The following is a 23,738-nucleotide window of genomic DNA, read 5'->3' as shown; positions in this document are numbered from 1 at the left end:
TGGCAAGGAGGGGAGAGAAATTCTATGAGTCTGACGTTTCCGCAGCTTTTGATTGAAAGGGCTTACAATAATGGATCGCAAGTAGCATTGAGAGAAAAAGAGTTTGGAATATGGAATGAATTCACCTATGAATCCTTTTTGGATAAGGTTAAAAACTTTAGCCTTGGACTTTCTGCATTGGGGCTTGAAAGAGGAGATAAGCTCGCGATTATAGGGGATAACAGACCTGAATGGATTATCAGTGAATTGGCCGCACAAAGCCTTGGCGGCGTATCTGTTGGAATTTATCAGGAATCATTGTCTACTGAACTCAAGTTTATACTCGACAATTGTGATGCGACAATTGTGGTAGCTGAGGATCAGGAACAAGTGGATAAACTGCTGGAGATAAAGGAAACCATCCCTAAAGTAAAAACCATCATCTATTATGATCCGCGGGGAATGAGGAATTACCTGGAAGACTACTTGCTGAAATTTGAAGATGTACTGGCTCTTGGGAAGACGTTCCACTCACAGAATCCTTTATTTTTCCAGGGTGAAGTTGATAAAGGAACTGCAGATGATATAGCCATCCTTTCTTATACATCTGGAACAACAGGCAATCCGAAAGGAACGATGCTTACCTATCGAAATCTGGTAGATATGGCGAGAAATCTCTCAGTTATCGATCCGCTGACTGATAAGGATGAATATGTTTCTTTCCTGCCGCTTGCCTGGATAGGCGAACAGATGATGACAATTGCAATGGGACTGTACAATGGCATGACTATCAATTTCCCGGAGGAACCGACAACGGTTTTGGAAGATTTGCGTGAAATTGGTCCGCAAGTGATGTTTTCGCCGCCGCGAATCTACGAGGATATGGTATCCCGTTTCCAAGTTAAAATCCAGGACAGCGGATGGCTTAAAAGAATGATTTATAACTGGTGCAAGCCAATCGGCGAAAAAGTGGCTAAAGCGCATTTTGAAAATAAACCAATCAGCTCAGGAACAAAGCTTCTTTATAAAATGGCTGATTACTTGATGTTCAGTGCGATTCGTGACCATTTGGGCCTGCTGAAAATCAAGCGCGCCTATACCGGAGGGGCACCATTAGGACCCGATGTTTTTGAATTTTTCCATAGCATTGGAGTCAATGTCAAAAGCATTTACGGACAGACGGAAGTTTCCGGCATTTCTATTGTGCACAGGGATGGCGACATCAAACTTGATAGTGTTGGCATTCCAATTCCTGGGACAGAAGTGAAAATTTCTGATGAGGGAGAGATCTTAATCAAGAGTTCCAGTGTGTGCAAAGGCTATTACAAAAATGAAAAGAGCACAAAAGATACTATACAGTACGGCTGGCTTCACACAGGAGATGCCGGCAGGCTGGATGAAGAAGGGCATTTGTATGTGATTGATCGAATTAAAGATGTCATTCGCCTTGATACTGGAGAAATGTTTTCTCCGCAATTCATTGAGAACAAACTGAAATTCAGCTCTTATATTCAGGAAGCAGTCGCAATTGGGAAAGATCGGCCTTATGTCGTTGCCATGATTAATATTGATATGAAAAATGTAGGCCGCTGGGCGGAGAAAAATCAAATCAGCTATACAACATATACTGATTTATCCTCCAAGCCAGAGGTTTTGGAACTGATCGAAAAACAGGTTCAGGAAATTAACAAGTCCCTTCCTGAAAAAGCCCGTGTGAAAAAATTTGTCCTCCTTTATAAAGAACTGGATGCAGATGATGAGGAGCTGACAAGAACAAAGAAAGTCCGCAGGCAGTTTGTAGCTAAAAAGTATGAAGCGCTTATTGACGGCCTGTATACAGAGGATAAAAAGATAGAGGTCAATGGAACGATCAAATATCGTGACGGTATGGAACAAACCATCCAGACGACACTTCAAGTTATTTTTATGGATAAGGGAGAGGGGGCGGCATAATGACTTTTTTCTTGCAGATGCTCGTAACAGGAATTGTAGTAGGAAGTGTCTATGCAATGGTTGCATTGGGGTTTGTTCTTATATATAAGTCCAGCGATGCGATTAACTTTGCCCAGGGTGAGTTCCTTCTGATCGGAACGTATGTATGCTTGACGCTTATCACAGCCTATAATATACCGTTTATGGCCGCGCTGCTACTATCATTAATATTTAGTGCAGTACTTGGTTTTGTCATTGAACGAATTGTGCTGAGGCCGTTTATTGGGGAACCGGTCATATCGATGATTATGGCGACCATCGGTTTATCCAGTGTGCTTGCCGGAATCGTCCATATTACTTGGGGCCATGAAACTCGTGTATTCCCAAAAGTGTTCTCAGAGCAGCCGGTCCAATTAGGGGGAATTGTCATTGCACCAGTGTATCTCTGGTCCCTTTTAATCGTTGTGATTATGCTTGTGATCTTTACGCTCTTTTTCAAGTATTCGAAGCTTGGAATTGCAATGAGGGCCACAGCAGATGATCAGCAGGCAGCGATGTCAATGGGGATCAGCGTCAAAATGATTTTTGCTGTAGCCTGGGCCATTGCTGCGATTGTTTCAGCAGTGGGAGGAATACTCCTTGGAAATATCAATGGCGTTAACGCTTCCCTTTCAGCTATCGGATTAAAAGTGCTGCCGGTTGCCATCCTTGGCGGGCTTGACAGTATACCAGGAGCCATTATAGGAGGACTTATTATCGGGATACTTGAAAGCTTTACAGGGGGGTATCTGGATCCATTGGTTGGAGGCGGTCTGAAAGAAGTCATGCCGTTTGTCATCCTCGTATTGATCCTTATGTTCAAGCCATATGGTTTGTTCGGAAAAAAAGAAATCGAGAGGGTGTAAACGATGAGAAATCCTTTTGTAATGGATTGTGGAGAATTTCATGTGAATTATAAACAAGATTTGGCCATCTGGAAGATTTCCAGAGTAAGGATGCGCATTTTCATTCTGCTGGCTGTTTTCGCGGTATTCCCAATGCTTGCATCCGACTATATCATTGGTCTGGCAACACTTTGCGGAATCGCAGCGATTGGGGCGATTGGTTTAAACATCCTAACCGGCTTTACAGGCCAGATTTCCATTGGGGTAGGTGCTTTCCTCGGAGTAGGCGGCTATACCTCTGCCATTTTGACAGCAAAGCTTGGACTTAGTTTCTGGATCGCGATGCCGACAGCCGGTATCGTCACTGCGATTGTAGGAGGATTGTTTGGACTGCCATCACTCAGGCTGAAAGGTTTATATTTAGCAATTGCTACTTTGGCAGCTCAGGTCATCATTTTGTTTGTGATCTCTCGCTGGGATTCGCTTACTGGCGGAACTGCAGGGATGGTTTTATCCAGGCCTGAACTGGGCAGCTTCGTTTTTTACAGTGAGCGGAGCTATTATTACCTGATGTTTATTGTCCTTATTATTACTACAATCTTTACTCTGAATCTCTTCCGATCACGGGTCGGCCGGGCATTTATTGCCGTACGTGACCGTGATGTAGCGGCAGAAGTCATGGGGATTGATTTATTTAAATACAAGGTATTGGCATTTATTGTAAGTTCTTTTTTTGTAGGAATTGCTGGTGCCCTGCTGGGCCATTATACGATGGTAGTTAGCCCTGAGCTATACAGTATTACAGTATCGATTGAATATTTAGCCATCATACTGGTCGGCGGGTTGGGCAGTGTATTTGGTTCAATTTATGGTGCAGTATTTATTACATTGCTGCCTGTTGTGCTTAGATCCGGAGTGGAGATGCTAAGTGGGGTTTTTCCGGATCTTTCGGCTGTGTTAATAGGAATGAAGGAAGTAGTATTCGGCCTGGTGATTATCCTTTTCTTGATTTATGAACCACAAGGCCTGGCGAAAATTTGGAAGAATATCAAAGACTATTTTAAGCTTTGGCCGTTTTCGTATTAATTAATTCCCGGGCAATAATTTCTGAAAATTTTGAAAGTGCACTATCACAAAGAATGTATACTTTCAATTTTTAAATAAAAAAGAGGGGGAGAACAATGAGAAAGTTTTGGGCAGGTTTATTGGCAGCAGCACTAATGACTGGAATGCTGGCTGGCTGTTCCGGAGGCGGCGAGCAAGCAGCGTCTGACAAGAAAGGTACAGTTAAAGTCGGAGGTATTTTTGACCTGACAGGCGGAACAGGTGATGTAGGTACACCATATGCAGAAGGGGAGAAAGCATTTTTTGAATCTATTGCAGGTGAGGAAATCAATGACAATAAGCTGGAATTAATAGGTGATGATTATGCTTACAAAATTCCTGAAGCACAGAAGCTTTATCAAAAATTAAAATCCAAAGATAAAGTAGCGGCCATTTTGGGATGGGGTACGGGCGATACGGAAGCCCTTCGCCAGCAAGTGGCTGCTGACAAGCTTCCATTTATTTCAGCCTCTTACTCAGAGAACCTGAAAAATATTGATGAAAGCCCATATAACTTCCTGGCAGCTGCGTCTTATTCAGACCAGGCAAGATCAGTGTTAAAGTGGATAAAGGATAACCATAAGGACGGAGACCCTACTGTTGCTCTCATCTACAACGATACTGCGTTTGGAAAATCTCCAATTGAAGATGCGAAGACTTTTGCCAAGGAAAACGGCATAGAAATAGTTGATGAGCAAATTGTTGACCTCCAGACGCTTGATGCGACTTCTCAGCTTTTAAATATGGAAAAGAAGAACCCTGACTATGCGATTATTAACCAGACTTGGGGAGCAACTGCCACCATTTTGAAAGATGCCAAAAAGCTTGGTCTTGATACCCAATTTATCGGCTTAAACTGGGCAACAGGCGAAGGGTTGCTGCCAATTGCCGGCGATGCAGCTGAAGGCTTTATTGGTGTGGTAACACACGCATTCCCATACGAAGACCTTCCAGGAATGGAAGAGGTTAAGGAGTTTGTAGAGAGCAAGGGTGAAAAGCTGGAAGAAAAGAACCAGAAGTTTATTCAAGGCTGGGTATCTGCCAAGATTATGGTTGAAGGCATAAAGCTTGCTGAGGACCCGACAACAGGCGAAGGCATCCGTGCCGGACTTGAGAAAATTTCTAACCTTGACCTTGGTGGACTGGCTGCACCTGTATCGTTCTCACCTGACAACCATGCAGGTACAAACCAAATTCGCTTGGCTGAAGTAAAAAACGGCAAGTTTGAAGTGTTTACAGATTATATCGGCTACTAATTCATACTGGGGGCGAGGTTAACACCCGCCTCCTGTTAAATTTTATAAGGTTGGGGCTTGTGGTTGCAGCTTAGCGAATAAATAGGAGAATTTAGCGAACAAATTGCTGGATTTAGCGAATAAAGTATTGAAACTAGCGAACAAAGTATCAGATTCAGCGAATAAAAGTCGAAAATTGGAAAAAAACTCAGAACATTGCATTTTAAAGATAAAGCTCGCTTAAGGAAGTTAGGAGGACAAACACATGCTGACAATTAATAATGTCGAAGTGATGTACGATAAGGTCATCCTTGTATTAAAGGGGATGTCGATGGTTGTTCCCAAGGGTAAAATTGTGGCACTGCTAGGGAGTAATGGAGCTGGAAAAACAACTACGCTGAAAGCCATATCCGGATTGTTAAAAAGTGAAAACGGCGAAGTGACGGATGGATATATTGAACTGTATGGAGAGCGAATTGATGTTAGCGATGCTGAAACAATTGTCAAGAAAGGCATTTTTCAATGCATGGAAGGAAGGCGTGTTTTTAAGCACCTCTCTGTGGAAGATAACTTGATAGCTGGAGCGCATACAAGGAAGGATCGGAAAAATATTAAGAGTGATATTCAAAAGGTCTATCATTATTTTCCTAAGCTTGAAATGCTAAAACATCGCCAGGCAGGATATTTGTCAGGAGGAGAGCAGCAAATGCTAGCAATCGGGAGAGGAATCATGGCGAAGCCAAAAGTCCTTCTTCTGGATGAACCGTCACTGGGTCTAGCCCCCCTGCTTGTAAAAGAGATTTTTGGAATCATCAAAAAAATCAATGAAGAAGAGGGAACTACGATCCTGGTAGTGGAACAGAACGCAAATGTCGCATTATCGATTGCTGACTATGGCTATATCATGGAAAATGGGCGGATTGTGATGGACGGAACGGTGGATCGATTGCTTTCCAATCAGGATGTGCGTGAATTTTACCTTGGAATGGGGGATAAGGGCCGGAAAAGCTATAAAGATATTAAATCCTATAAAAGAAGAAAGAGGTGGCTGTAGTGGAAAAGCTGCAGGAAGTGATTCAGCATGCATACACGAATGCCGATGGATTCAGAAGTCAGCTTGATTCTGCCGGTATTTCCCCCAGTGAAATAATATCCATGAGGGACCTTGAAAAAATTCCGGTGCTCAAAAAAGACCGTTTGCCAGAACTTCAGTCATCCAGCCTGCCTTTCGGAGCTCTGGCAGCAATGGAGCCGAATGAAATGGCCCGAATCTTTATGTCCCCGGGACCTATCTACGATCCGCAAACGCATGATCAGGATTTTTGGCGTTTTTCCGAAGCGCTAAAAGAGGCTGGCTTTAGCAAAGGGGACATTGTCCAGAATACTTTCTCTTACCACTTGTCGCCAGCAGGCTTTATGTTTGATTCGGCTCTTCGCGAACTAGGTGCAACTGTGGTCCCTGCTGGAACAGGCAACCGGGAGCTTCAAATCCAGATTATGAAGGATGTCAAGGTAACCGGATATGTCGGCACGCCTAGTTTCTTCAATCTTTTGCTTGATGCTATTGAAGAGAAAGGGTGGAAGATTGGTAAAGAAATAGTGACGGAAAAAGTATTCTTCACAGCCGAAATGCTGACAGTGCAGATGCGGAAAAGATGCGAAGATAACGGGATTACTGTATATGAAGGATATGGTACGGCGGATTGCGGCTGTCTGGCATTTGAAGATAAGCAAGGTCCAGGGCTAAAAGTAACCGGCTCTGCTATTGTGCAAATTTGTGATCCTCATACGGGAAAGGAAGTTTCAGGCGGAGAGGGTGAGGTGGTTGTTACACTATTTGACAAAAGCTATCCCCTAATACGATTTGGCACGGGCGATCTTTCTCGCTGGGTTGAAGGCTATGAAGGCAAGCGAATAGCCGGAGTGCTTGGGCGTGTAAGCGACGGAGTGAAAGTGAAAGGGATGTTTGTCCGGGAAAAACAGTTAGCGCAGGTATTGGAGGAAGCAGGATATTCAGTTTTTCAAGCTATTGTTACAAATGAAACCGGACAGGATGAATTTAGGATTTTAGTAGAAGCTGATGGTGAAATAGAATCGGAGCTTTCAGCAAAAATTCAGGGTGTAATCAGGGTAAAGCCGATTCTGGAGAAAGCCGCAGCCGGCACTATTAAGCAAAATGATAAAAAGCTGTTGGATAAACGGATCTACGAATTAAAGAAGGTGTAATCTAAGAGGGCTGCTAGAGCCTTCTTTTTTATGGAATGGGGGTAACGACGAATAAAGGGTGTGGAAGAGGAAAATGGTAGTTAATAACGCAGTTTAACGGCGAAAAAAGGATGGGGAAAAGGAGAACGGGAGCTAATGACAAAATTAACGACGAAATTGGTATACGTTAAAGAATATGGCCGCAAAATAAATCAACGACTCACTTTATTATTCTCACTTTCCACCACTATAAATAATCCTTTGTAATGTGAGGCTACCTTTGTAACCTTCAAGCCAGATTCCTGGATGATTTTTAATGTTTCCCGGTTTAAATGGCAGCCATCGCAAATTCGTTTCCAAATCGGATTTAAGGCTTCCTGTGCAAATGCAAGTGCTGGCTGCTCCATTTTAACATGTTCAAAGAATAGTATTTTTGCTTGGGGCTTGCTCACTCTAATGATTTCCTCAAGCGCTTTTACTGGGGTGGGAATGGTACAGAATACCAATGTAGCAACAACTGTATCGAATGTGTTGTCCGGGAATTCGAGGTTTTCAGCTGATTGCTGGTGGACTCGGATTGGAACCCTGGCAGCTGTTTTTCGTGTTTGTGACTGTTCGATCATACCTTTGCTTGGTTCGATGGCATCAACATGTGCTGCGTTTTTATATATGGGAAAGTTGATGCCGGTGCCTGATCCGATCTCCAGTACACGTCCGGCAGCCTTAGACAGAACCTCTTTTCTTATTTTCTGGAAATTTCGTTTTTCCAGTGGTTTCATCGCCAGGTCATATATAGATGGAAAGAAATTTCTCAATTAGATTTCATCTCTTTTCTTGTTAGGTTTCTTTTTATTTTACTTTTATTAAAACATGAAACAAGCCGGGACTCCTATTATGAAGTGCCGGCTAAAGAGAATTACACTTTGTTGTCGAACATGTCGTTCAATTTTTCATATGTGTCAGGATATTTTGCTTCATACTGAAGGTAGGTTGGAACAGGGTAGCGGACACCGCCTTTGTGGGTTTGTTTTAACCCATCAATAAACTCATCTGCCATGGAAAAGGGAATTGTGAATGCCATTTCGTGATCATGCGTCTGTCCAAAAACCCGGTCTCCGTAACACGGCAGGATGACTTGCGGTTTTTCTGTTTTAATCGTCTTAATGACAATATCGGCACAATCAGCACGTGCAGTGAAGGTGGAAGTGATTTCTCCTCCTGTATGGTAGAGGGCGCCTGCAACCATTTTCATTACCTGTGCAGAATTCCCATAAACAGTGATCACTTCCGGCTCAAAAGCAGCCCTTCCCAATGGAGCCACTAGCACTGTCCCAGCTTCCTCTTTTGTAAACTTTGGAACAGCCGCTTCCGATAATGCACCTAGGTCGCAGGTTTTTGTGTACATGCCATCTGTCAAGCTTCCTTTTGTATAATAGTCAAGCTCCTCTTCAAAACCAAAAGCAATTTTGGCAATCGGACAGGATAAGTCCTCTCCACCCATGGCAAGGGCCCAGCCGTATCTCCTTGCCATGGTTACAGCCTGGCAGATGCTGAACGTTTTGCCAAAATCCTTGGCAGGACGCTTTACCCGTTCAGGCAGGACTTCCTCCTTTTTCATAATCCTAATAGCAAGCGGAAATGTGTCGGGACGCACGTATGTATGAATGGCAGTTTCCAGCTCAGAAAGCTTTTGTGCATGGATTGTTTGCTGCATTGTTAAACCTCCTTAAATCTACTAAATATAATATTCTGTAAATTATATGGTTTAACCTTCATGTTTAGGTGTAAAATCTATCAAACATCCGCTCTGAGATTGTAAGACCTTTTCAATGCTCTTTGCAATTTTGGCAGTAGCACTAGAGCAAAACCTGTTACTGCCAGATCAAGCGGCAAATAGGCCATCATCCAGCCCCAAGCCATACTGTAGCTGAAGCCATCCGGAGCTTCTGCCCATAATTTAAGAGAAAGGTACATCCAGTTGGTCCCTATTATATAGTTGCCAGAAATACTTAAAAATCCTGCAAATATGTATCGCATGCGTGTTGGACCGCCAGGATGAGCCAGTAATTTTCCTGTTGCGTATGCGACGAAAATAAAAGACAGAACAAAGCCAAAGGTTGGACTTAAAAGCTGGGCAGGACCACCTTTGAATTGCGCAAAAACAGGTGCGCCTATCAGGCCAACAAGCATATAAACAAGCATTGCCAATGAGCCTATTCTGCTTCCTAATATTCCGCCAGCTAGGATTGCGAAGAGCAGCTGTAAAGTAATCGGTACACTCCCTATCATTAAAAATGGTGAAAGGTTTGCTCCAATTCCCATTAGTGCCGCGAATAAGCCGCAATGTACCAAATACTGTGTCCTTAATTCCTTCATAGGAACCTCCTCTTTTTGTTAACGAAAAATATTTTTAGTTAACATTTAATTGATTAATATATTCTCATATGTTAACCTCTTTGTAAATAAAGTTTACATAAGAAAAGGAGGTATTTATATTAAAAGTCTATTTATTACCGGTACAGATACTGATGTTGGCAAGACTGCTGCTGCTACTATCATTGCGGCTTACTTAAAACAAAAAGGAGTAAGGACTGCAGCGTATAAACCTGTCCAAAGCGGTGCTGAAATAATTCAAGGAGTACCAGCAGCACCTGATGTCGAGTTATATAAGCTGGCAAACCCTGATTTAACAGAGAAAGAATCTTATACATATCTATTAAAGAAGCCATGTTCGCCTCATTTGGCGGCAAGGGAGGAAGGAATAAGCATTGATCCGCAGAAAATCATTAAACATTATGAACAGCTGTATGCTAAAAATGATTTTGTTCTGATCGAAGGGGCAGGAGGCATAATGGTCCCTTTAACCGATGAGGGCTATTGCATGCTTGATTTAATAAAAGATTTAGCTGCTCCCGCTGTTGTAGTAGCAAGGACAGGTGTTGGGACTATTAATCATACCGTTCTTACTGTTGCAAGGCTAAAACAAGAAGGCATAAAAGTTGCCGGCATCATTATGAATCAAATGCATGCTGAAGATCCGGCGGTTGAGGAGGACAATCAAAGAATGATTGAGCAATTTACAATGGTCCCTGTAATCAGCAAAATTCCTTATATGGAGAATATATCAGCAGTAATTAACAATTCGGTACTTCTGGAAGAGATCTTTTCAAAGTTTGATAATTTGGGGGAGATTAGGTTTGGTGAATAATAATACTCTTTTAGAAAGCAGCAAAAAGCATTTATGGCTTCCATTTACACAAATGACAGACTATGAACGTGATCCTTTAATTATTGAAAGCGGAGATGGCATAATTTTAAAGGATATTAATGGAAAGGAATATTTGGATGGCTACTCCTCTCTTTGGCTAAATGTGCATGGCCATCGGAAAGCGGAATTGGATGAGGCAATAAGAGAGCAGCTTCATTTAATTGCACATTCTACACTTTTAGGAGCAGCCAATGTCCCGGCAATTCAACTTGCCGAGAAACTTATTGAAATAACGCCAGAGGGGATACAGCGGGTATTCTTTTCTGATTCAGGTGCAGCATCAGTTGAAATTGCGCTTAAGATGGCCTACCAATATTGGCAAAACAAAGGGCAAGAAAAGAAAAAGAAGTTCGTAACCCTTTCCAACAATTATCATGGGGATACAATTGGGGCGATTAGTGTAGGCAGTGTGGATCTATTTCACCGCGTTTATGGGTCATTAATGTTTGAAACGATAAAAGCCCCTTTCCCGCTTCAATATCGCAGTCCATTTACCGGAGAAGCAGAAGTGAGAGACCAAGCACTCACAGAGCTGAGAGCCATATTTCAAAACCGTCATGAGGAAATTGCAGCTATTACAGTAGAACCGCTTATGCAGGGGGCTGGAGGCATGAATGTCATGCCTGATGGCTATCTCAAAGGGGTAGAGGAGCTTTGCCGGGAATTTAATATTCTGTTAATTGCAGATGAGGTCGCCACAGGCTTTGGCCGTACAGGAAAGATGTTTGCAGTCGAGCATGAAAACGTCCGGCCGGATATTATGACTGCTGCGAAAGGAATAACAGGAGGCTATCTTCCCATTGCCGCAACGCTGACAACAGAAGAAATTTATGAAGCCTTTTATGGGGAATATGAAGAAATGAAGACATTCTTCCATGGACACTCCTACACAGGCAACCAGCTTGGCTGTGCAGTTGCATTGGCAAATTTAAAGATTTTCGAAGAGGAAAAAATTGTGGAGCAAGCAGCAAAAAAAGCAGCGTTCATGAAATCTGAATTAGCAGCAATAAAGAGCTTGAAGCATGTAGGAGACATCCGGCAAGCAGGATTAATGTGCGGGATAGAACTAGTCCAAGACAAAAATACAGGAGAAGCGTTTCCTTGGAAAGACCGAATTGGCTATCTATCAACATTGGAAATGAGAAAAAGAGGTATGCTGACAAGACCGCTTGGCGATATAGTGGTCTTTATGCCTCCGCTTGCAAGTTCAGAGGAACAAATTAGGAAAATGGTGCATATTATCAGGGATTCAATAAAAGAGGTAACTGAAAAAGAAAAGGCGGCCGTTTAAGCCTGAACCATGTTCAGGCTTTCTTCATTGGTTGACATGAAACCAAATGGTTTTATATAATCAGAAGTGAAACCAAATGGTTATATTTTTGATTAAAGGAGAATGATCAATGGATACACTGCAGGATATTAAACAAACTGTAATACTTAATGCACCAATTGAAAAAGTTTGGAAGACAGTCTCTACTTCAGAGGGGATCGAGGCTTGGTTTATGCCAAATGATTTTAAGCCGGAACTGGGATATGAGTTTCATTTGCAATCCCCATTTGGACCATCTCCGTGTAAGGTAACTGAATTGGATGAGCCTAATAAGCTTTCTTTCACATGGGATACTGAGGGCTGGTTCGTATCGTTCATGTTAAAGGACATGGGCGGCAAAACAGAATTTACGCTGATCCATGGCGGATGGCAACAGCCTGATAAAGTTCTTCCGAAAGCAAACGAGGAAAGTGCGGTTATCCGTGAAAGAATGTCTCATGGATGGACTGGAATTCTCGAGAAGCTTGGCAAGGTTGTAGAAGATTAATGAGCTCATCAGCCAGGAAACATGATGTGTTTCAGGCGATTGCTGATCCAACTAGAAGAGAGGTTCTTAGACTGCTGGCTGAAAAGGAACGTCCTATTTCCGAGATAAGCGCGCATTTTCCAATGAGCCGGACAGCTATTTCCAAGCACCTTCACATCCTTGCTGAAGCCGAATTGGTAACGGGAATGAAGGTTGGGAGAGAAAAAATATATCATTTGCAGCCAGAACCGCTGACAGAACTGAAGGAATGGCTGTCGTTTTACGAGCAATTCTGGAATAATAAGCTCCTTAAGCTAAAACACATTGTTGAAGATGGCGATGATGGGCTGAAAATCGTTGAAAACGATCAAAAAAATGAATAAATTTAAGAAAAAGGGCTTTTGGGAAGGCTCTTTTTCTTGTTTTTGCGGATTATTTGTTTCCGGAAGGGGGGACTTCCTGGGATATCATCAACTTTGCAATTTTTTTCATCAACTTGCTCAATATATCAGCAACTAACCGAATATATCAGCAACAATTCCAATATATCATCAACTTTTGTTTTACTGTACAACATAAAAAAATCTATAATTTAGGTCTTTCCCCTAAAAGTTATAATATAATGGAATCTGTGTTTATCCTTACTAAGGGAGTCCTAAAGATGTATCAGACATTTACTATGCAGGAAAAGATCAAGCAAATTTCAATTATGCTGATTCCCATTTTAATAACGCAGCTTGGCATGTTTGCAATGGTCTTTTTTAATACGATCATGTCTGGAAGGTATAATGCTTCCGACCTGGCGGGGGTGGCGATTGGATCTTCAATCTGGAACCCTGTATTTACAGGCCTTAGCGGGATTTTGATGGCTGTATCCCCGATTGCTGCACAGAGGTTTGGCGAGAAAAGGAATAAAGAAGTTACCTCAATTGTAAAAAATGGAGTGTACTTAGGTTTTATTATTGCCATTATTGTCATTGTGTCTGGTTCTTTTTTGCTGAATCCTGTATTGGACAGCATGAATTTGCCAGCAGGTGTTGAAGGAACAGCCCGGAGCTATTTGGCAGGTCTTAGCTTTGGAATTATCCCATTATTCGTTTTTAATGTATTAAGGTCTTTTATATATGCACTAGGGAAGACCCGTGTTGTTATGATTATTTTATTTTGTTCCCTGCCGATTAATTTCTTTTTGAATTATGTCCTTATTTTCGGCCATTGGGGCTTTCCGGAATTGGGTGGAGCCGGCGGAGGCTATGCCACTTCGTTTACATATTGGTTCATCCTTGCAGTCACTGCCTTTATTATCAAAACGAAAGAGCCATTTTCTGTTTATCATATTTTTAGCAATATAAATGATTTTTCATGGGAGCGATGCAAGGAGATTTTAAAAATTGGCGTGCCAATGGGACTATCAATCTTTTTCGAAACAAGCATGTTTGCAGTTGTGACCATTTTAATCAGCAAGTTCAGCGTGACAACAATTGCTGCTTACCAATCGGCATTAAATATTGTTTCCTTCCTTTATATGATCCCAATTAGCATTTCGATGGCACAGACTGTTTTAGTAGGTTTTGAAGTTGGGGCAGGAAGATATAAGGATGCAAAGGCATATAGCTGGCTAGGTATCTACTTGGCTATGCTCATTGCCTTGTTTACCGGTTTGCTGGTCGTTCTCTTCCGATATGAGGTTGCTGCTCTTTACTCAAATGAGAGTGCAGTTATAGCTCTGACTGCCCATTTTCTAATTTATGCTCTATTTTTTCAGATTTCGGATGCTATTCAGGCTACGGCACAAGCAGCTTTAAGAGGGTATAAGGACGTTAATATATCATTCATCGTGACGCTTATTGCCTATTGGCTGATCTGTCTTCCGGTTGGCTATCTCCTTGCCCATTATACAAGCATGGGAGCAACAGGCTATTGGATTGGCCTGACAATCGGACTGCTGGCTGCAGGTATTTGCCTGTCGATGAGGCTGATCTACATCCAGAAGCGAAAGTATAAAGTCCAGAAAATTAAAGAAGCAGGATAAAAAATCGTCTGGCCGAGATAGGCAAGGCGTTTATAGGCTCTTTGACATCTTCCTGACATATTAGGCCGATATAGTTAAAGCAAGGTTAAGCTAGGTTTGGCCTAAAAAAATCTTGGGGGTATATGTATGAAAAAGACAGTAGCCGGTTTAGCCATTGCAGGAGCTATGCTTGCAGGAGGTTATGCAACAGCCGCATTCGCAGCAGATGGAGCAACAACGGCTGAAACAGATAAGCCGCTCAGCTGGATCTTTAATGGCAAGGAAATCGGACATCGTGGCTTTATTCCAGATTCGGAAACCATTCTGGAAAGGGCGAAAGAGTTTGGCATTGAGACAAAAGGGAAAGATGCGCAAGAATTGATAAAGGAAATACGGGCTGCAGAAACTAAAAAGGAAGCTAAGGAGTTAGGCATTAAAACAGATGGAAAAGAAACAGCTGAATTAATGGAAGAAGTTTTGCTTGCAAAAGTAAAAGAGGAAGCTGAAGCATTGGGCATCAAAACAAGCGGAAAAGATGTACAAGCTCTTCGTGAAGAAATACCCCTGACAAAACTTACAGAACAGGCGAAAGAGCTTGGAGTATCAGCTGAAGGAAAAGATGCTGAAACCCTCTTGGAGGAAATACAGGCGGCTTCTCTTAATAAACAGGCCAATGACCTTGGAATTTCAACTGAAGGCAAGGATTTGCAGACATTATCCCAGGAGATTTTTACAGCTTCAGTAAAAAAGCAGGCTGAAAAGCTTGGCATAGCCATAGAAGGAAGGGATATCCGCGAAGTCGCCAGGGAGGTTGCATCTGAAACGGTGAAGAAAGAAGCAAAAGAACTGGGAATTACGATCGACGGCAAATACCTTCAGCAAATAGCGCAGGAAGTCAAGGAGAAAAAAATAGCTAACCTTGCCAACGAGCTCGGAATTTCCACTAAAGACAAAACTGCAGCTGATTTAATCACAGAAATTGAGGATAAAGATAGTGATAAATTGCAGGATGTCCTTGAAGAAGGCAGTCAAGGAGTTGGTGTTGGCATGAAAGGAGGTCATGTCACGGGTTTTAATGGTCCGGGAAAAGGCCGTGGCGGTAAGTTCCACGAAGGCGGTATGGGACAGAAAGGATTTATGGACGGTCAAAATGAAGCAGAGCAAACTTCTGCAGGCACATTATAATAGGTTAACTGAATCCCCGTATACAAAGCCGGGGGTTTTTCTGTATAGTAAGGATATTGGAGGACAGTAATATGAAAAAGATTCTTGTTGCAGAGGATGAATTGGCAATTTCCAAGGTTTTAAGTGCCTATTTGCAGCGTGAGGGTTTTGAAGTAATTGCAGCTTATAATGGGGACGATGCGCTTGAATTATTTTTCAAAGAATCTCCTCATTTAGTGCTTTTGGATATCATGATGCCTGGCATGGATGGCTGGAGTGTGCTCGAAAAAATCCGTGAAAAAAGTGCTTGTCCGGTCATAATGCTAACGGCGCTGGGTGATATTGATTACAAGGTTAAAGGTTTAAATACTGGAGCAGATGATTATATTTCCAAGCCTTTTGCCGGTGATGAGGTAGTGGCCCGTGTGAATGCTGTTTTAAGGCGCTCTCCTAATGTTTACCAGGATGAACATATTAAACAATTTGGCAGTTTAGCCATTCATTTTGAGTCGCATACTATTTTCTTGAATGGAATAGAAGTTACAATGACGCCGCGGGACTTATCCTTGCTGTTATTTTTAGCAGAGAGGCCAAACAGAACCTTTACAAGGGAGCAGCTGATTGAGCATGTATGGGGAATGGATTATGATGGGAGCGATCGTGCAGTTGATTTGGCTATTAAAAGAATCCGTCAGGCATTATCCGGGTGGCCTGAATCTGAAGGTGAAATAAGGACGCAGAGAGGAACGGGGTACCAATTCCATGTTTATAAACAATAAAAAACAACGGACCACTCTGCTGCGCTACTGGACGACCCGTTATTTATTTACCCTTGTAGCAGGACTTATTATCTTAGCTGCAGGATCCATGTGGTGGATCAGGCAAACAACTCTTGATAACAGACTGAATCTAATGCAGTACTTAGCGGTTGAAACAGCGGATCGGGTTGTAAAGCAGGACGGCAATATCGAATTTGACCCATTTTTTAACCGGATGCTGGAAGAAAGGGCAAAATTGCTGGAATTTAAATTTGAGCCTCAGGTTTTTATCAGTGATGTAAAGGGCCAGGTTCTTTATAAAAAAACTGGCCGCATGCAGAGAAATAGCCAGGTTGGGCCCGGGCTCGGGACATTGCCGCCAGAATTGGTGAATAACGAAGAAAATGTAAAAAAACTTGAAATGCAGGATGGCCAGGCTTTATATGCTGTTAAGGCGCCAATAGCGTTCGATGAAAGCCAGGTAGGCTGGGTTGTTGTCGTACAGAACGCTGATGATTTGACGAATGTAAATCAGGAATACCGGCTGTTATTTATTATGCTTATCGGACTTGGACTGCTCGGCTGGAGCGTGATTTATTTCCTTTCCCGTAAAATCTCAAGACCAATTCAGGAAGTGGCTTTTGCAGCTTCCAAGGTCAGCGAAGGGGAATATGAAGTCGATTTAAAAGCCTCTGCCAATGAGGTGGAAATCCATGATTTAATTACATCATTTAAGGAAATGGCAGACCGGCTCAAGCATCTGGAAAAACTGCGGGCAGAATTGCTGGCAGGTGTCACGCATGATTTGAAAACACCGGTTACTTCGATAAGCGGCCTTGTCCAGGCTGTTCGGGATGATGTTGTTACAGGTTCAGAAAAGCAGGAATTCCTTGATATTACGTTGAAAGAAGTCAATCGCCTGCAGAAGATGATAGAAGATTTACTTGATTTTAACTCCCTATCAGCAGGCGCTTTTTCCATTAGGCCTGAAAACTGTGATATGAATAAGCTGGTTCAGGAAGTTGTCCGCCAATGGGCATTAACACAAAAAGGGGAATTTCAATATAGTATTAAGGTTCCTGATACTGCTATTTATCGGACAACAGATCCTTACCGTCTGCAGCAGGTGCTTATCAATTTGCTGAATAATGCTTATCAGGCTATTGATGCAGATGGAAACATTATGGTTACTTTAGATGAAAACTGCATTGAAGTGAAGGATAATGGTTCGGGAATACCTGTTGAGGAGCAGCCCTTTATTTTTGAGCGTTTTTACCGGGGGGAACAAAAGAAGCTGAAAGTCAGAGGGCTTGGCCTGGGTCTGCCGTTCAGCAAACTGCTGGCAAAAGCGCTAAATGCCAACTTAACATTAAAAGAAAGTTCAAAGAGTGGAAGTGCATTTTTAATCGTTTGGGAAGAAAAAGGATAGCTAAGGCAAGGTAACTTTGCTGAAGCTATCCTTTTTGTGCATTGGTGAATTCCGATGAAGCTCCATAGCTTTTTACAATAAAAGGTGAGTCTATGAAGGTGAAAATAGCTGGTCTGTAGTATATAGACTTTAAGGGCAACTTTAAGGTGGGATTAAATGAACGTAAAAGCAATACTGTTTGATGCATATGGGACACTATTCGACGTACACTCTGTTGTGGAGAAGTGTGAACATTTTTTTCCGGAGAGGGGAAAGAAAAAAGGGCCCTTTTCTTTCGGTTTATGCTTTTTTCAAACTTTATTAAATTTTTCCAGCCTGCATTTCTATTTTTGACTGTGAAATAATCTAGAGGGTAGAATGATAGTGTTCTTAAACAGATGACTGTATAAATAGATTCATAACACAAGGAGGACATTCGATGGATTCTAAATCTTCCATATATAAAATAGATGTCAGTGGCTCTTTATTCGATTGGAATCTGGAAGAGGGTACCTTTAATTTTGAAAATGACGAAGTAGTGCTTTTTTGGGTGAATACGGCCTTTAAAACATTACTCGATGCAATAGAGGAAATCTCTGGCGAAAAATCGGCCAAGCTGGTACTTGAGACTGCCGGCTACCGTACAGGCAATATAGTCAGCAAATTTTATATCGAATCAAATAAAGATAAAGAAACTATCCTTAACCACCTTCCTACTATTTACTTAACAGCCGGCTGGGGAAAAACAGACATTGTTTCCTTTTGCCTGGAGGAAAAGAAAGCAGTGGTGCGCGTCAAAAATGGCTGGGAATATAAAATCAATGTAGCACAACAGAAAGAGACGGAAGGAACTTTTCTTCCAGGGCATTGGGCTGGTGTATTGAGCGGCTTATTTGAAACAAATGTATGGTATAAAGTCGTGAAAAGCCAGGTCCAAGGAGATGAGTATTCAGAATACGAGTTTTTTGAATCTGAAATAACCCCTTCACTCAATGTAAATGCAATGATCCAGGAGCAGTCACAGACTGCTCAAAAGGAATTGGAACAAAAAATCTCTGATCAGACAAGAGTTTTGTCCGAAATTATTAAAGAGATTTCTTCACCGATCATACCGGTAATCGATTCTATTCTGGTCATTCCTCTGGTTGGGAAGTATGAAGAACTTCGGGCAGAGGAGCTCTTAAATAGAACACTGCTGAATTTGCCGAAATATAAGGCTGAATATTTAATCCTTGATTTAACGGCCTTAAAAGGTGTCGATCAATATACGCTCGACTTCCTGCAAAAGTTTGTTAAAGCAGCTTCACTGCTTGGCACTGATTGCATATTTGTCGGCATATCGCCAAAATTAAGTTTACAAATAATCGAAAGCGGAAATACAGAAACACAAATCCCGTGCTTTTCTATCCTTCAGCAAGGAATCTCTTATGCTTTGGACAGACTGGGGCTTGAGATTGCGAGAAAGAAATAGGACTGAAAAAACAGCATTGCAGGCCAATGCTGTTTTTTAAATGTTGAGAAATTATAAATCCAATCAAGAAGGTTCGTCACATTGTCAGACACATGGTATTTTACTTTCACTTGCTTTTTCTACGAGAAGTTTTTCGTCTGATAGAAGGCCTGTATGGTCGAATATATTCCCTGTCCTCCCATTTTATAAAATCTGTCCAATCAATCAAAGACGACATGTCGGGCAATGAATCCGGGAAATTTAAATATTTATTTCAGCTAAGACATCTTTATAGCAGGAGAAGGGACAAATATATAGAATTACATAAATTGGATTAGATAAAAGAGCTGTATTGATCAATGAAATGACGTTTACCGAATATGAAATAGGGACAGAGATTGAATGCATTGCTCTATAAAAGCCGGAGTTTATTGCAGGAAGGACTTAAATATATTTTTCAAGGACCTATATTGATTTTTTGAGAAGTGATAAAGGTAAAGCCGAGGAGAGAAGTTTTAAAAAAACACCACCCTTCTTCAATTAATGATACAGGGCATTCCTTGGTAGATCCAAAGGAACAGACAGAACGGATCTAAATGAGTAATTTGATAGTCTGGATAAAAAAGGAGTTTAAAATGAAGATTAGGAAACTGGGCAAAAAGGAGTTTTCCCCAAAAGAGCTGCTTTTATTGGCGGACCCTTCCATTGAATTAATAGAGGAATATTTAGTTAGGGGGGAAACTTATATTTGCGAGGAAGACGGCCAAATAATGGCTGTCTGTGTGCTGCTGTCCACCAGGCCGTGCACATGTGAGATTGTAAATATAGCCGTTGCTGATAGCTGCCAGGGGAGGGGGATTGGCAGGAAATTAATTGAGCATTCCATTCAAATGGCCCGCCTGCACGGTTATCGGACAATCGAAATTGGAACCGGCAATTCCAGCATTGGCCAGCTGGCACTTTACCAAAAGTGCGGATTTAGAATCACAGGAGTCGATCGCGACTATTTTGTGCGCCATTATGAAAGGGACATTTTTGAGAATGGTATCCAATGCAAAGATATGATCAGGCTCTCGATGGATTTATAGATAAAGGAGGCTTTAGTAATGCCGTCTATTACACTAGAAGATTATCAGATTAGAATTGCACGTGAAGACGAAAGTGAACAAATTATAAACATACTGAAAGAAGCAGCGCTATGGATTCAGTCACAAGGTATTGATCAGTGGCAATATCTTTTGCAAGGCGGAGATGATGAAGAGATTAAACAGGCAGTCTGCAGAGGAACAACCTATATTGTAATAAAAGGGGATAAGCCAGCAGCTACCTTTGCACTTTCTTCTGAGCAAAATGATTGGGATCGGCATATTTTTGGGAACGACGCTCAGCATGATTCGCTTTATCTGCACAGGCTGGCAGTCAAACCCGATTTTATGAAGAATGGCCTGGGCGCAGGGATTCTCAAGTGGATTGAGAATCATATAACGACGGATAAAAAATACTTAAAGCTGGATTGTGTTGGAAATAATCAAAAACTGAATGAATTTTATATAATAAACGGTTTTGAACATTTTGGGATAACAGACGGGCATAGCAAATACAGAAAGATCCTAAAAAGATAGCATTTTATAATTATCATCTTGGGATAAAACACTTTGATTTACATTATGGTAAAAATGATCCCTCCTATAAAAGGTTAATGCTCTTCATGCTAATCATCACATCTATGTGATGATTTCTAAAAAATTGGGTAAACTAAATGCTTATGACATGAATACTTACTAGCTGTGTGTTAGTTTATAGAGGAACATCTTTAAAAAGGAGTGTTGCAGTTTGCGCGATAAGGAAGCTTTAAAGGAAGAAATTATGAGTGCTTATCATTTCAGGCATGCGACAAAGGAGTTTGATCCGAATAAAAAGATTCCGGAAGAAGATTTTCGTTTTATTCTTGAAACGGGGCGTTTATCGCCGAGCTCATTTGGTTTTGAACCTTGGCGATTTGTAGTTGTCCAGAATGAAGAGCTGCGTGAGAAAATCAAGAATACAGCCTGGGGAGCATTTGGAAAACTCCCAGAGGCCAGCCATTTTGTTTTAATTCTGGCAAGGACCAAAAAAGATACCAGGTATGATTCCGAATATTTGCAGGATCATTTTAAAAATAAATTGGGTATGCCTGATGAATTTTTGGAAAAATACTTACAGCGGATTGAAGAATTCCAGAAATCTGATTTTAACCTTTTAGAGGGTGAGCGGGCGCTTTTTGATTGGGCTTGCAGGCAAAGTTACATAGCACTTGGCAATATGATGACAGCTGCAGCACAAATTGGAATAGACTCATGTCCAATTGAAGGGTTTGATATCCCGAAAATGAATCAGCTTTTGGAAAGGGAAGGTTTGCTCGAGAACGGCAGTTTTGGCTTATCTGTTATGGCTGCTTTTGGTTACCGCCTGAAAGAGCCGAGAGAAAAAACCCGCAGGCCATTTGATGATGTTGTAAAATGGATTGACTAGGAAAAGAGTTTCTGCTCTTTTCCTTTTTATTTCGCTGTTTTCGTATAGATTGTTGCTTTCTTGTCCCCCTGTTTAAGGTTGATATAATCGTGGTCTAGGAGGCGTCCGGTATGTGGTTAGATGTGTATGAAAACGTAAATGTACTTTCAAAAGAAGAACAATTAGAGCTTTTTATAGCTCTTAAAAATGACTTGTTTCCAGATTAGCCTGATAAGATTACCAAACTTCTCAAAACTATTCGTGAAACTCGTTTTAAAAGCGGCATGGCTTGTGTTCATTGTGGAAGTACATCAGTGAAACGCAACGGAAAGTACAAGACGCGTCAACGCTATCTGTGTAAAGATTGCAATAAGACCTTTAACGATATGACCAACACTCCGTTTTCAGGCTCACGCTACCCTAAAAAATGGGAAAAGTATATTGAAATGATGGGTTGAAGGCTATACTCTACCTAAAATTGCTAAACGCCTAAAAATACACATTTCAACAGCTTTCTATTGGAGACATAAAATCTTAACTGCACTTCGTTCAATAGATTTTGAACAACTACAAGGTATTGTGGAAAGTGACGAGACTTTCTTTCGTGAGTCAATGAAAGGGTGAGAAGTTACACACCGTAAAGCTAAGAAACGTGCTACAAAAGACGTGTCAAAGCTGAAGAGATTGATGCAGCGATTGGAAAGTATTCATCCAACTGCTTTACTATGCACTGATACAGCAACGAACTACAAGAAGTTTGCCAAAATTAAAGGCTTACAACACGAAACAATCAATGAACGTCAAAAGCAACGTGTGAAGAAAGGAATTTTTCATATTCAGCATGTTAATAACTTTCATAGCCGATTGAAAACGTGGATTAGACGTTTCCAAGGCGTAGCTACAAAATACCTTGATAACTAAAGATATTGGTTTAGTTGGTTAGAAATTGATAAGCATTTTGCATTTGAAAAACAAGTTGAGCAAATGCTTATTTCTGCCTGCCAAAAATCAAACCAGCAACAGTTCAGATGTTAAGAGCTGCTTGAAAACTCTTAAATAATAAATTTCTAAATTATGGTATTGTTATATTTGATAATACATATTCAGGGGGGATATAAATGATTTTTGAAATGACTACTCAGGTTAGAGTTTTCAATATTAAAGAAGGGCAAAAGTGGTATGAAAGACTGCTAAATAAGAAGCCTGATTTTACTCCACACGAGGGATTTGCAGAGTGGGAACTCATTCCTGGCTGTTGGTTGCAGGTCGCAGAAGGAACTCTTACCGAGGGTAACGGACCATTACGTTTAGGAGTTACTAATATTGAAGCTGAAAGAGACAGACTTATAGAAGAGTTAAAGATTGATAGTTTTGAAATACATTCAAGACCTGAAGTACCAGTGAAATGGGGAACTTTCGCAGACCCTTGGGGAAATCGACTTGGATTTTTTGAATACTTGGATAAGGGCGAAGAGCAAGAACGTATTAAAACTATCATTGGAACAATAGAAGTTTAAAAAAGGCTTGTAAGAAAGGGAACTCCCAGGGAAGTTCCTTTATTTTATGTGAAAAAACAACAAAGTTTACGAAAACAGCGTTTTATCTAGATTCAATTCATAAAATTTGTTGTTTTTTGAAGGCGAACCAGCTGAGTAGAATTTAACGGAGGAAAACGGCCACCTGAAAATGGTATTCGCATTTTCTTCATTCCATATGTATTCAATGATGCTTTCCGCGGATATAAATGCTAACTTAAGGATGTACAGAAATGATCGTTTAACGATGTACAGCTTTGATGAGTTAATGCATAATATTTTTGAGGTGAAAGAATATTATGCATATTCAAATCAATGTTAATACAGATATTGAAATTAAGAGTTTAGCAGACTTACCTAAATTTAAAATATTAATGGAGAGTTTAAAGATGAAAATCAATAAGAGTAAATTGGCCCGGAATATGGGTGTGGATCGGAGGACAGTTGATAAATATCTACAGGGTTATATGCCGAAGAATACAAGGAATCGGTCATCTAAAATAGATGAACACTACGAAA

The 23,738-nt window shown here is 41.2% G+C and carries 22 protein-coding genes and 3 pseudogenes; 22 read left to right on the top strand and 3 right to left on the bottom strand.

The features are described from left to right. The first annotated feature begins 24 nt into the window (after positions 1-24). The 6 genes from L634_RS0103105 to L634_RS0103080 all read left to right on the top strand — a co-directional run bounded on the left by L634_RS0103105 (position 25) and on the right by L634_RS0103080 (position 7,360). Positions 25-1,932 (top strand): AMP-binding protein, encoded by a 1,908-nt coding sequence (locus tag L634_RS0103105; protein WP_026581186.1) that lies wholly within the window; start codon positions 25-27, stop codon positions 1,930-1,932. Next, on the top strand, positions 1,932-2,816 hold the full coding sequence (locus tag L634_RS0103100; RefSeq protein WP_026581185.1) for a branched-chain amino acid ABC transporter permease: 885 nt from the start codon (positions 1,932-1,934) through the stop codon (positions 2,814-2,816). Before L634_RS0103105 ends, L634_RS0103100 begins: the two co-directional genes overlap by 1 nt. A gap of 3 nt (positions 2,817-2,819) precedes the next feature. Continuing rightward, positions 2,820-3,881, top strand: coding sequence for a branched-chain amino acid ABC transporter permease (locus L634_RS0103095; protein WP_026581184.1), 1,062 nt, complete (start codon positions 2,820-2,822; stop codon positions 3,879-3,881). Between the two features lie 95 nt (positions 3,882-3,976). Next, on the top strand, positions 3,977-5,155 hold the full coding sequence (locus L634_RS0103090; protein WP_026581183.1) for an ABC transporter substrate-binding protein: 1,179 nt from the start codon (positions 3,977-3,979) through the stop codon (positions 5,153-5,155). Between the two features lie 244 nt (positions 5,156-5,399). Continuing rightward, positions 5,400-6,188 (top strand): ABC transporter ATP-binding protein, encoded by a 789-nt coding sequence (locus tag L634_RS0103085; RefSeq protein WP_026581182.1) that lies wholly within the window; start codon positions 5,400-5,402, stop codon positions 6,186-6,188. Next, a complete protein-coding gene (locus L634_RS0103080; protein ID WP_026581181.1) occupies positions 6,188-7,360 on the top strand; it encodes a phenylacetate--CoA ligase family protein in 1,173 nt (390 codons plus the stop codon). The genes L634_RS0103085 and L634_RS0103080 overlap by 1 nt, the downstream gene beginning before the upstream one ends. Positions 7,361-7,551: 191 nt before the next feature. Here L634_RS0103080 and L634_RS0103075 read toward each other — a convergent pair whose 3' ends face one another. The 3 genes from L634_RS0103075 to L634_RS0103065 form a co-directional block, all read right to left on the bottom strand. Continuing rightward, a complete protein-coding gene (locus L634_RS0103075; RefSeq protein ID WP_026581180.1) occupies positions 7,552-8,154 on the bottom strand; it encodes a class I SAM-dependent methyltransferase in 603 nt (200 codons plus the stop codon). Positions 8,155-8,255: 101 nt separating this feature from the next. Next, positions 8,256-9,053: a DUF169 domain-containing protein gene (locus L634_RS0103070; protein ID WP_026581179.1), complete on the bottom strand. Its 798-nt coding sequence runs from the start codon at positions 9,051-9,053 to the stop codon at positions 8,256-8,258. Between the two features lie 80 nt (positions 9,054-9,133). Continuing rightward, positions 9,134-9,715, bottom strand: a complete 582-nt coding sequence (locus tag L634_RS0103065; protein WP_026581178.1) for a biotin transporter BioY — start codon at positions 9,713-9,715, stop codon at positions 9,134-9,136. Positions 9,716-9,764: 49 nt separating this feature from the next. On the opposite strand from L634_RS0103065, the gene bioD reads away from it, so the two are divergent. The 16 genes and pseudogenes from bioD to L634_RS34135 form a co-directional block, all read left to right on the top strand. Then, complete coding sequence (bioD, locus tag L634_RS30495) at positions 9,765-10,547, top strand: dethiobiotin synthase (protein ID WP_232233691.1); 783 nt, start codon at positions 9,765-9,767, stop codon at positions 10,545-10,547. Next, positions 10,540-11,898 carry an adenosylmethionine--8-amino-7-oxononanoate transaminase gene (gene bioA / locus L634_RS0103055; protein ID WP_026581177.1) on the top strand — a complete coding sequence of 453 codons (1,359 nt, stop codon included), beginning with the start codon at positions 10,540-10,542 and terminating at the stop codon, positions 11,896-11,898. The genes bioD and bioA overlap by 8 nt, the downstream gene beginning before the upstream one ends. Before the next feature lie 109 nt (positions 11,899-12,007). Continuing rightward, positions 12,008-12,424, top strand: coding sequence for an SRPBCC family protein (locus L634_RS0103050; RefSeq protein WP_026581176.1), 417 nt, complete (start codon positions 12,008-12,010; stop codon positions 12,422-12,424). Beyond that, the gene (locus L634_RS0103045) at positions 12,424-12,786 is read left to right on the top strand and encodes an ArsR/SmtB family transcription factor (protein ID WP_026581175.1); all 363 of its coding nucleotides are present in this window, start codon (positions 12,424-12,426) and stop codon (positions 12,784-12,786) included. The genes L634_RS0103050 and L634_RS0103045 overlap by 1 nt, the downstream gene beginning before the upstream one ends. Positions 12,787-13,064: 278 nt before the next feature. Continuing rightward, positions 13,065-14,435 (top strand): MATE family efflux transporter, encoded by a 1,371-nt coding sequence (locus tag L634_RS0103040; RefSeq protein ID WP_026581174.1) that lies wholly within the window; start codon positions 13,065-13,067, stop codon positions 14,433-14,435. Positions 14,436-14,561: 126 nt separating this feature from the next. Further along, positions 14,562-15,599, top strand: a complete 1,038-nt coding sequence (locus L634_RS0103035) for a hypothetical protein (protein WP_026581173.1) — start codon at positions 14,562-14,564, stop codon at positions 15,597-15,599. A gap of 71 nt (positions 15,600-15,670) precedes the next feature. After that, entirely contained in the window at positions 15,671-16,357 is a 687-nt protein-coding gene (locus tag L634_RS0103030) for a response regulator transcription factor (RefSeq protein ID WP_026581172.1), read from the top strand. Continuing rightward, positions 16,341-17,765, top strand: coding sequence for a sensor histidine kinase (locus tag L634_RS0103025; RefSeq protein ID WP_026581171.1), 1,425 nt, complete (start codon positions 16,341-16,343; stop codon positions 17,763-17,765). Before L634_RS0103030 ends, L634_RS0103025 begins: the two co-directional genes overlap by 17 nt. A gap of 156 nt (positions 17,766-17,921) precedes the next feature. Continuing rightward, positions 17,922-18,020, top strand: a pseudogene (locus L634_RS34140) (haloacid dehalogenase type II); the annotation flags it as partial. A gap of 163 nt (positions 18,021-18,183) precedes the next feature. Next, positions 18,184-19,215 carry an STAS domain-containing protein gene (locus L634_RS0103015; RefSeq protein WP_026581170.1) on the top strand — a complete coding sequence of 344 codons (1,032 nt, stop codon included), beginning with the start codon at positions 18,184-18,186 and terminating at the stop codon, positions 19,213-19,215. 614 nt (positions 19,216-19,829) lie between these two features. Continuing rightward, positions 19,830-20,282 carry a GNAT family N-acetyltransferase gene (locus tag L634_RS0103010; RefSeq protein ID WP_026581169.1) on the top strand — a complete coding sequence of 151 codons (453 nt, stop codon included), beginning with the start codon at positions 19,830-19,832 and terminating at the stop codon, positions 20,280-20,282. An 18-nt stretch (positions 20,283-20,300) separates the two neighbouring features. After that, complete coding sequence (locus L634_RS0103005) at positions 20,301-20,816, top strand: GNAT family N-acetyltransferase (protein WP_026581168.1); 516 nt, start codon at positions 20,301-20,303, stop codon at positions 20,814-20,816. Between the two features lie 244 nt (positions 20,817-21,060). Continuing rightward, a complete protein-coding gene (locus L634_RS0103000) occupies positions 21,061-21,705 on the top strand; it encodes an NAD(P)H-dependent oxidoreductase (RefSeq protein ID WP_198029683.1) in 645 nt (214 codons plus the stop codon). A gap of 110 nt (positions 21,706-21,815) precedes the next feature. Continuing rightward, positions 21,816-22,730: pseudogene (locus L634_RS30490) on the top strand (IS1595 family transposase). A 72-nt stretch (positions 22,731-22,802) separates the two neighbouring features. After that, positions 22,803-23,201 carry a VOC family protein gene (locus L634_RS0102985; RefSeq protein WP_026581166.1) on the top strand — a complete coding sequence of 133 codons (399 nt, stop codon included), beginning with the start codon at positions 22,803-22,805 and terminating at the stop codon, positions 23,199-23,201. 317 nt (positions 23,202-23,518) lie between these two features. Then, a pseudogene (locus tag L634_RS34135) lies at positions 23,519-23,738 on the top strand (IS21 family transposase); the annotation flags it as partial.

Origin of the sequence: Bacillus sp. J33 (assembly GCF_000518885.1) — a bacterium.
Taxonomy (GTDB): Bacteria; Bacillota; Bacilli; order Bacillales; family Cytobacillaceae; genus Cytobacillus.
The sequence above is the reverse complement of the archived record's forward strand: the minus strand, read 5'-3'. Positions and strand labels throughout refer to the sequence as shown.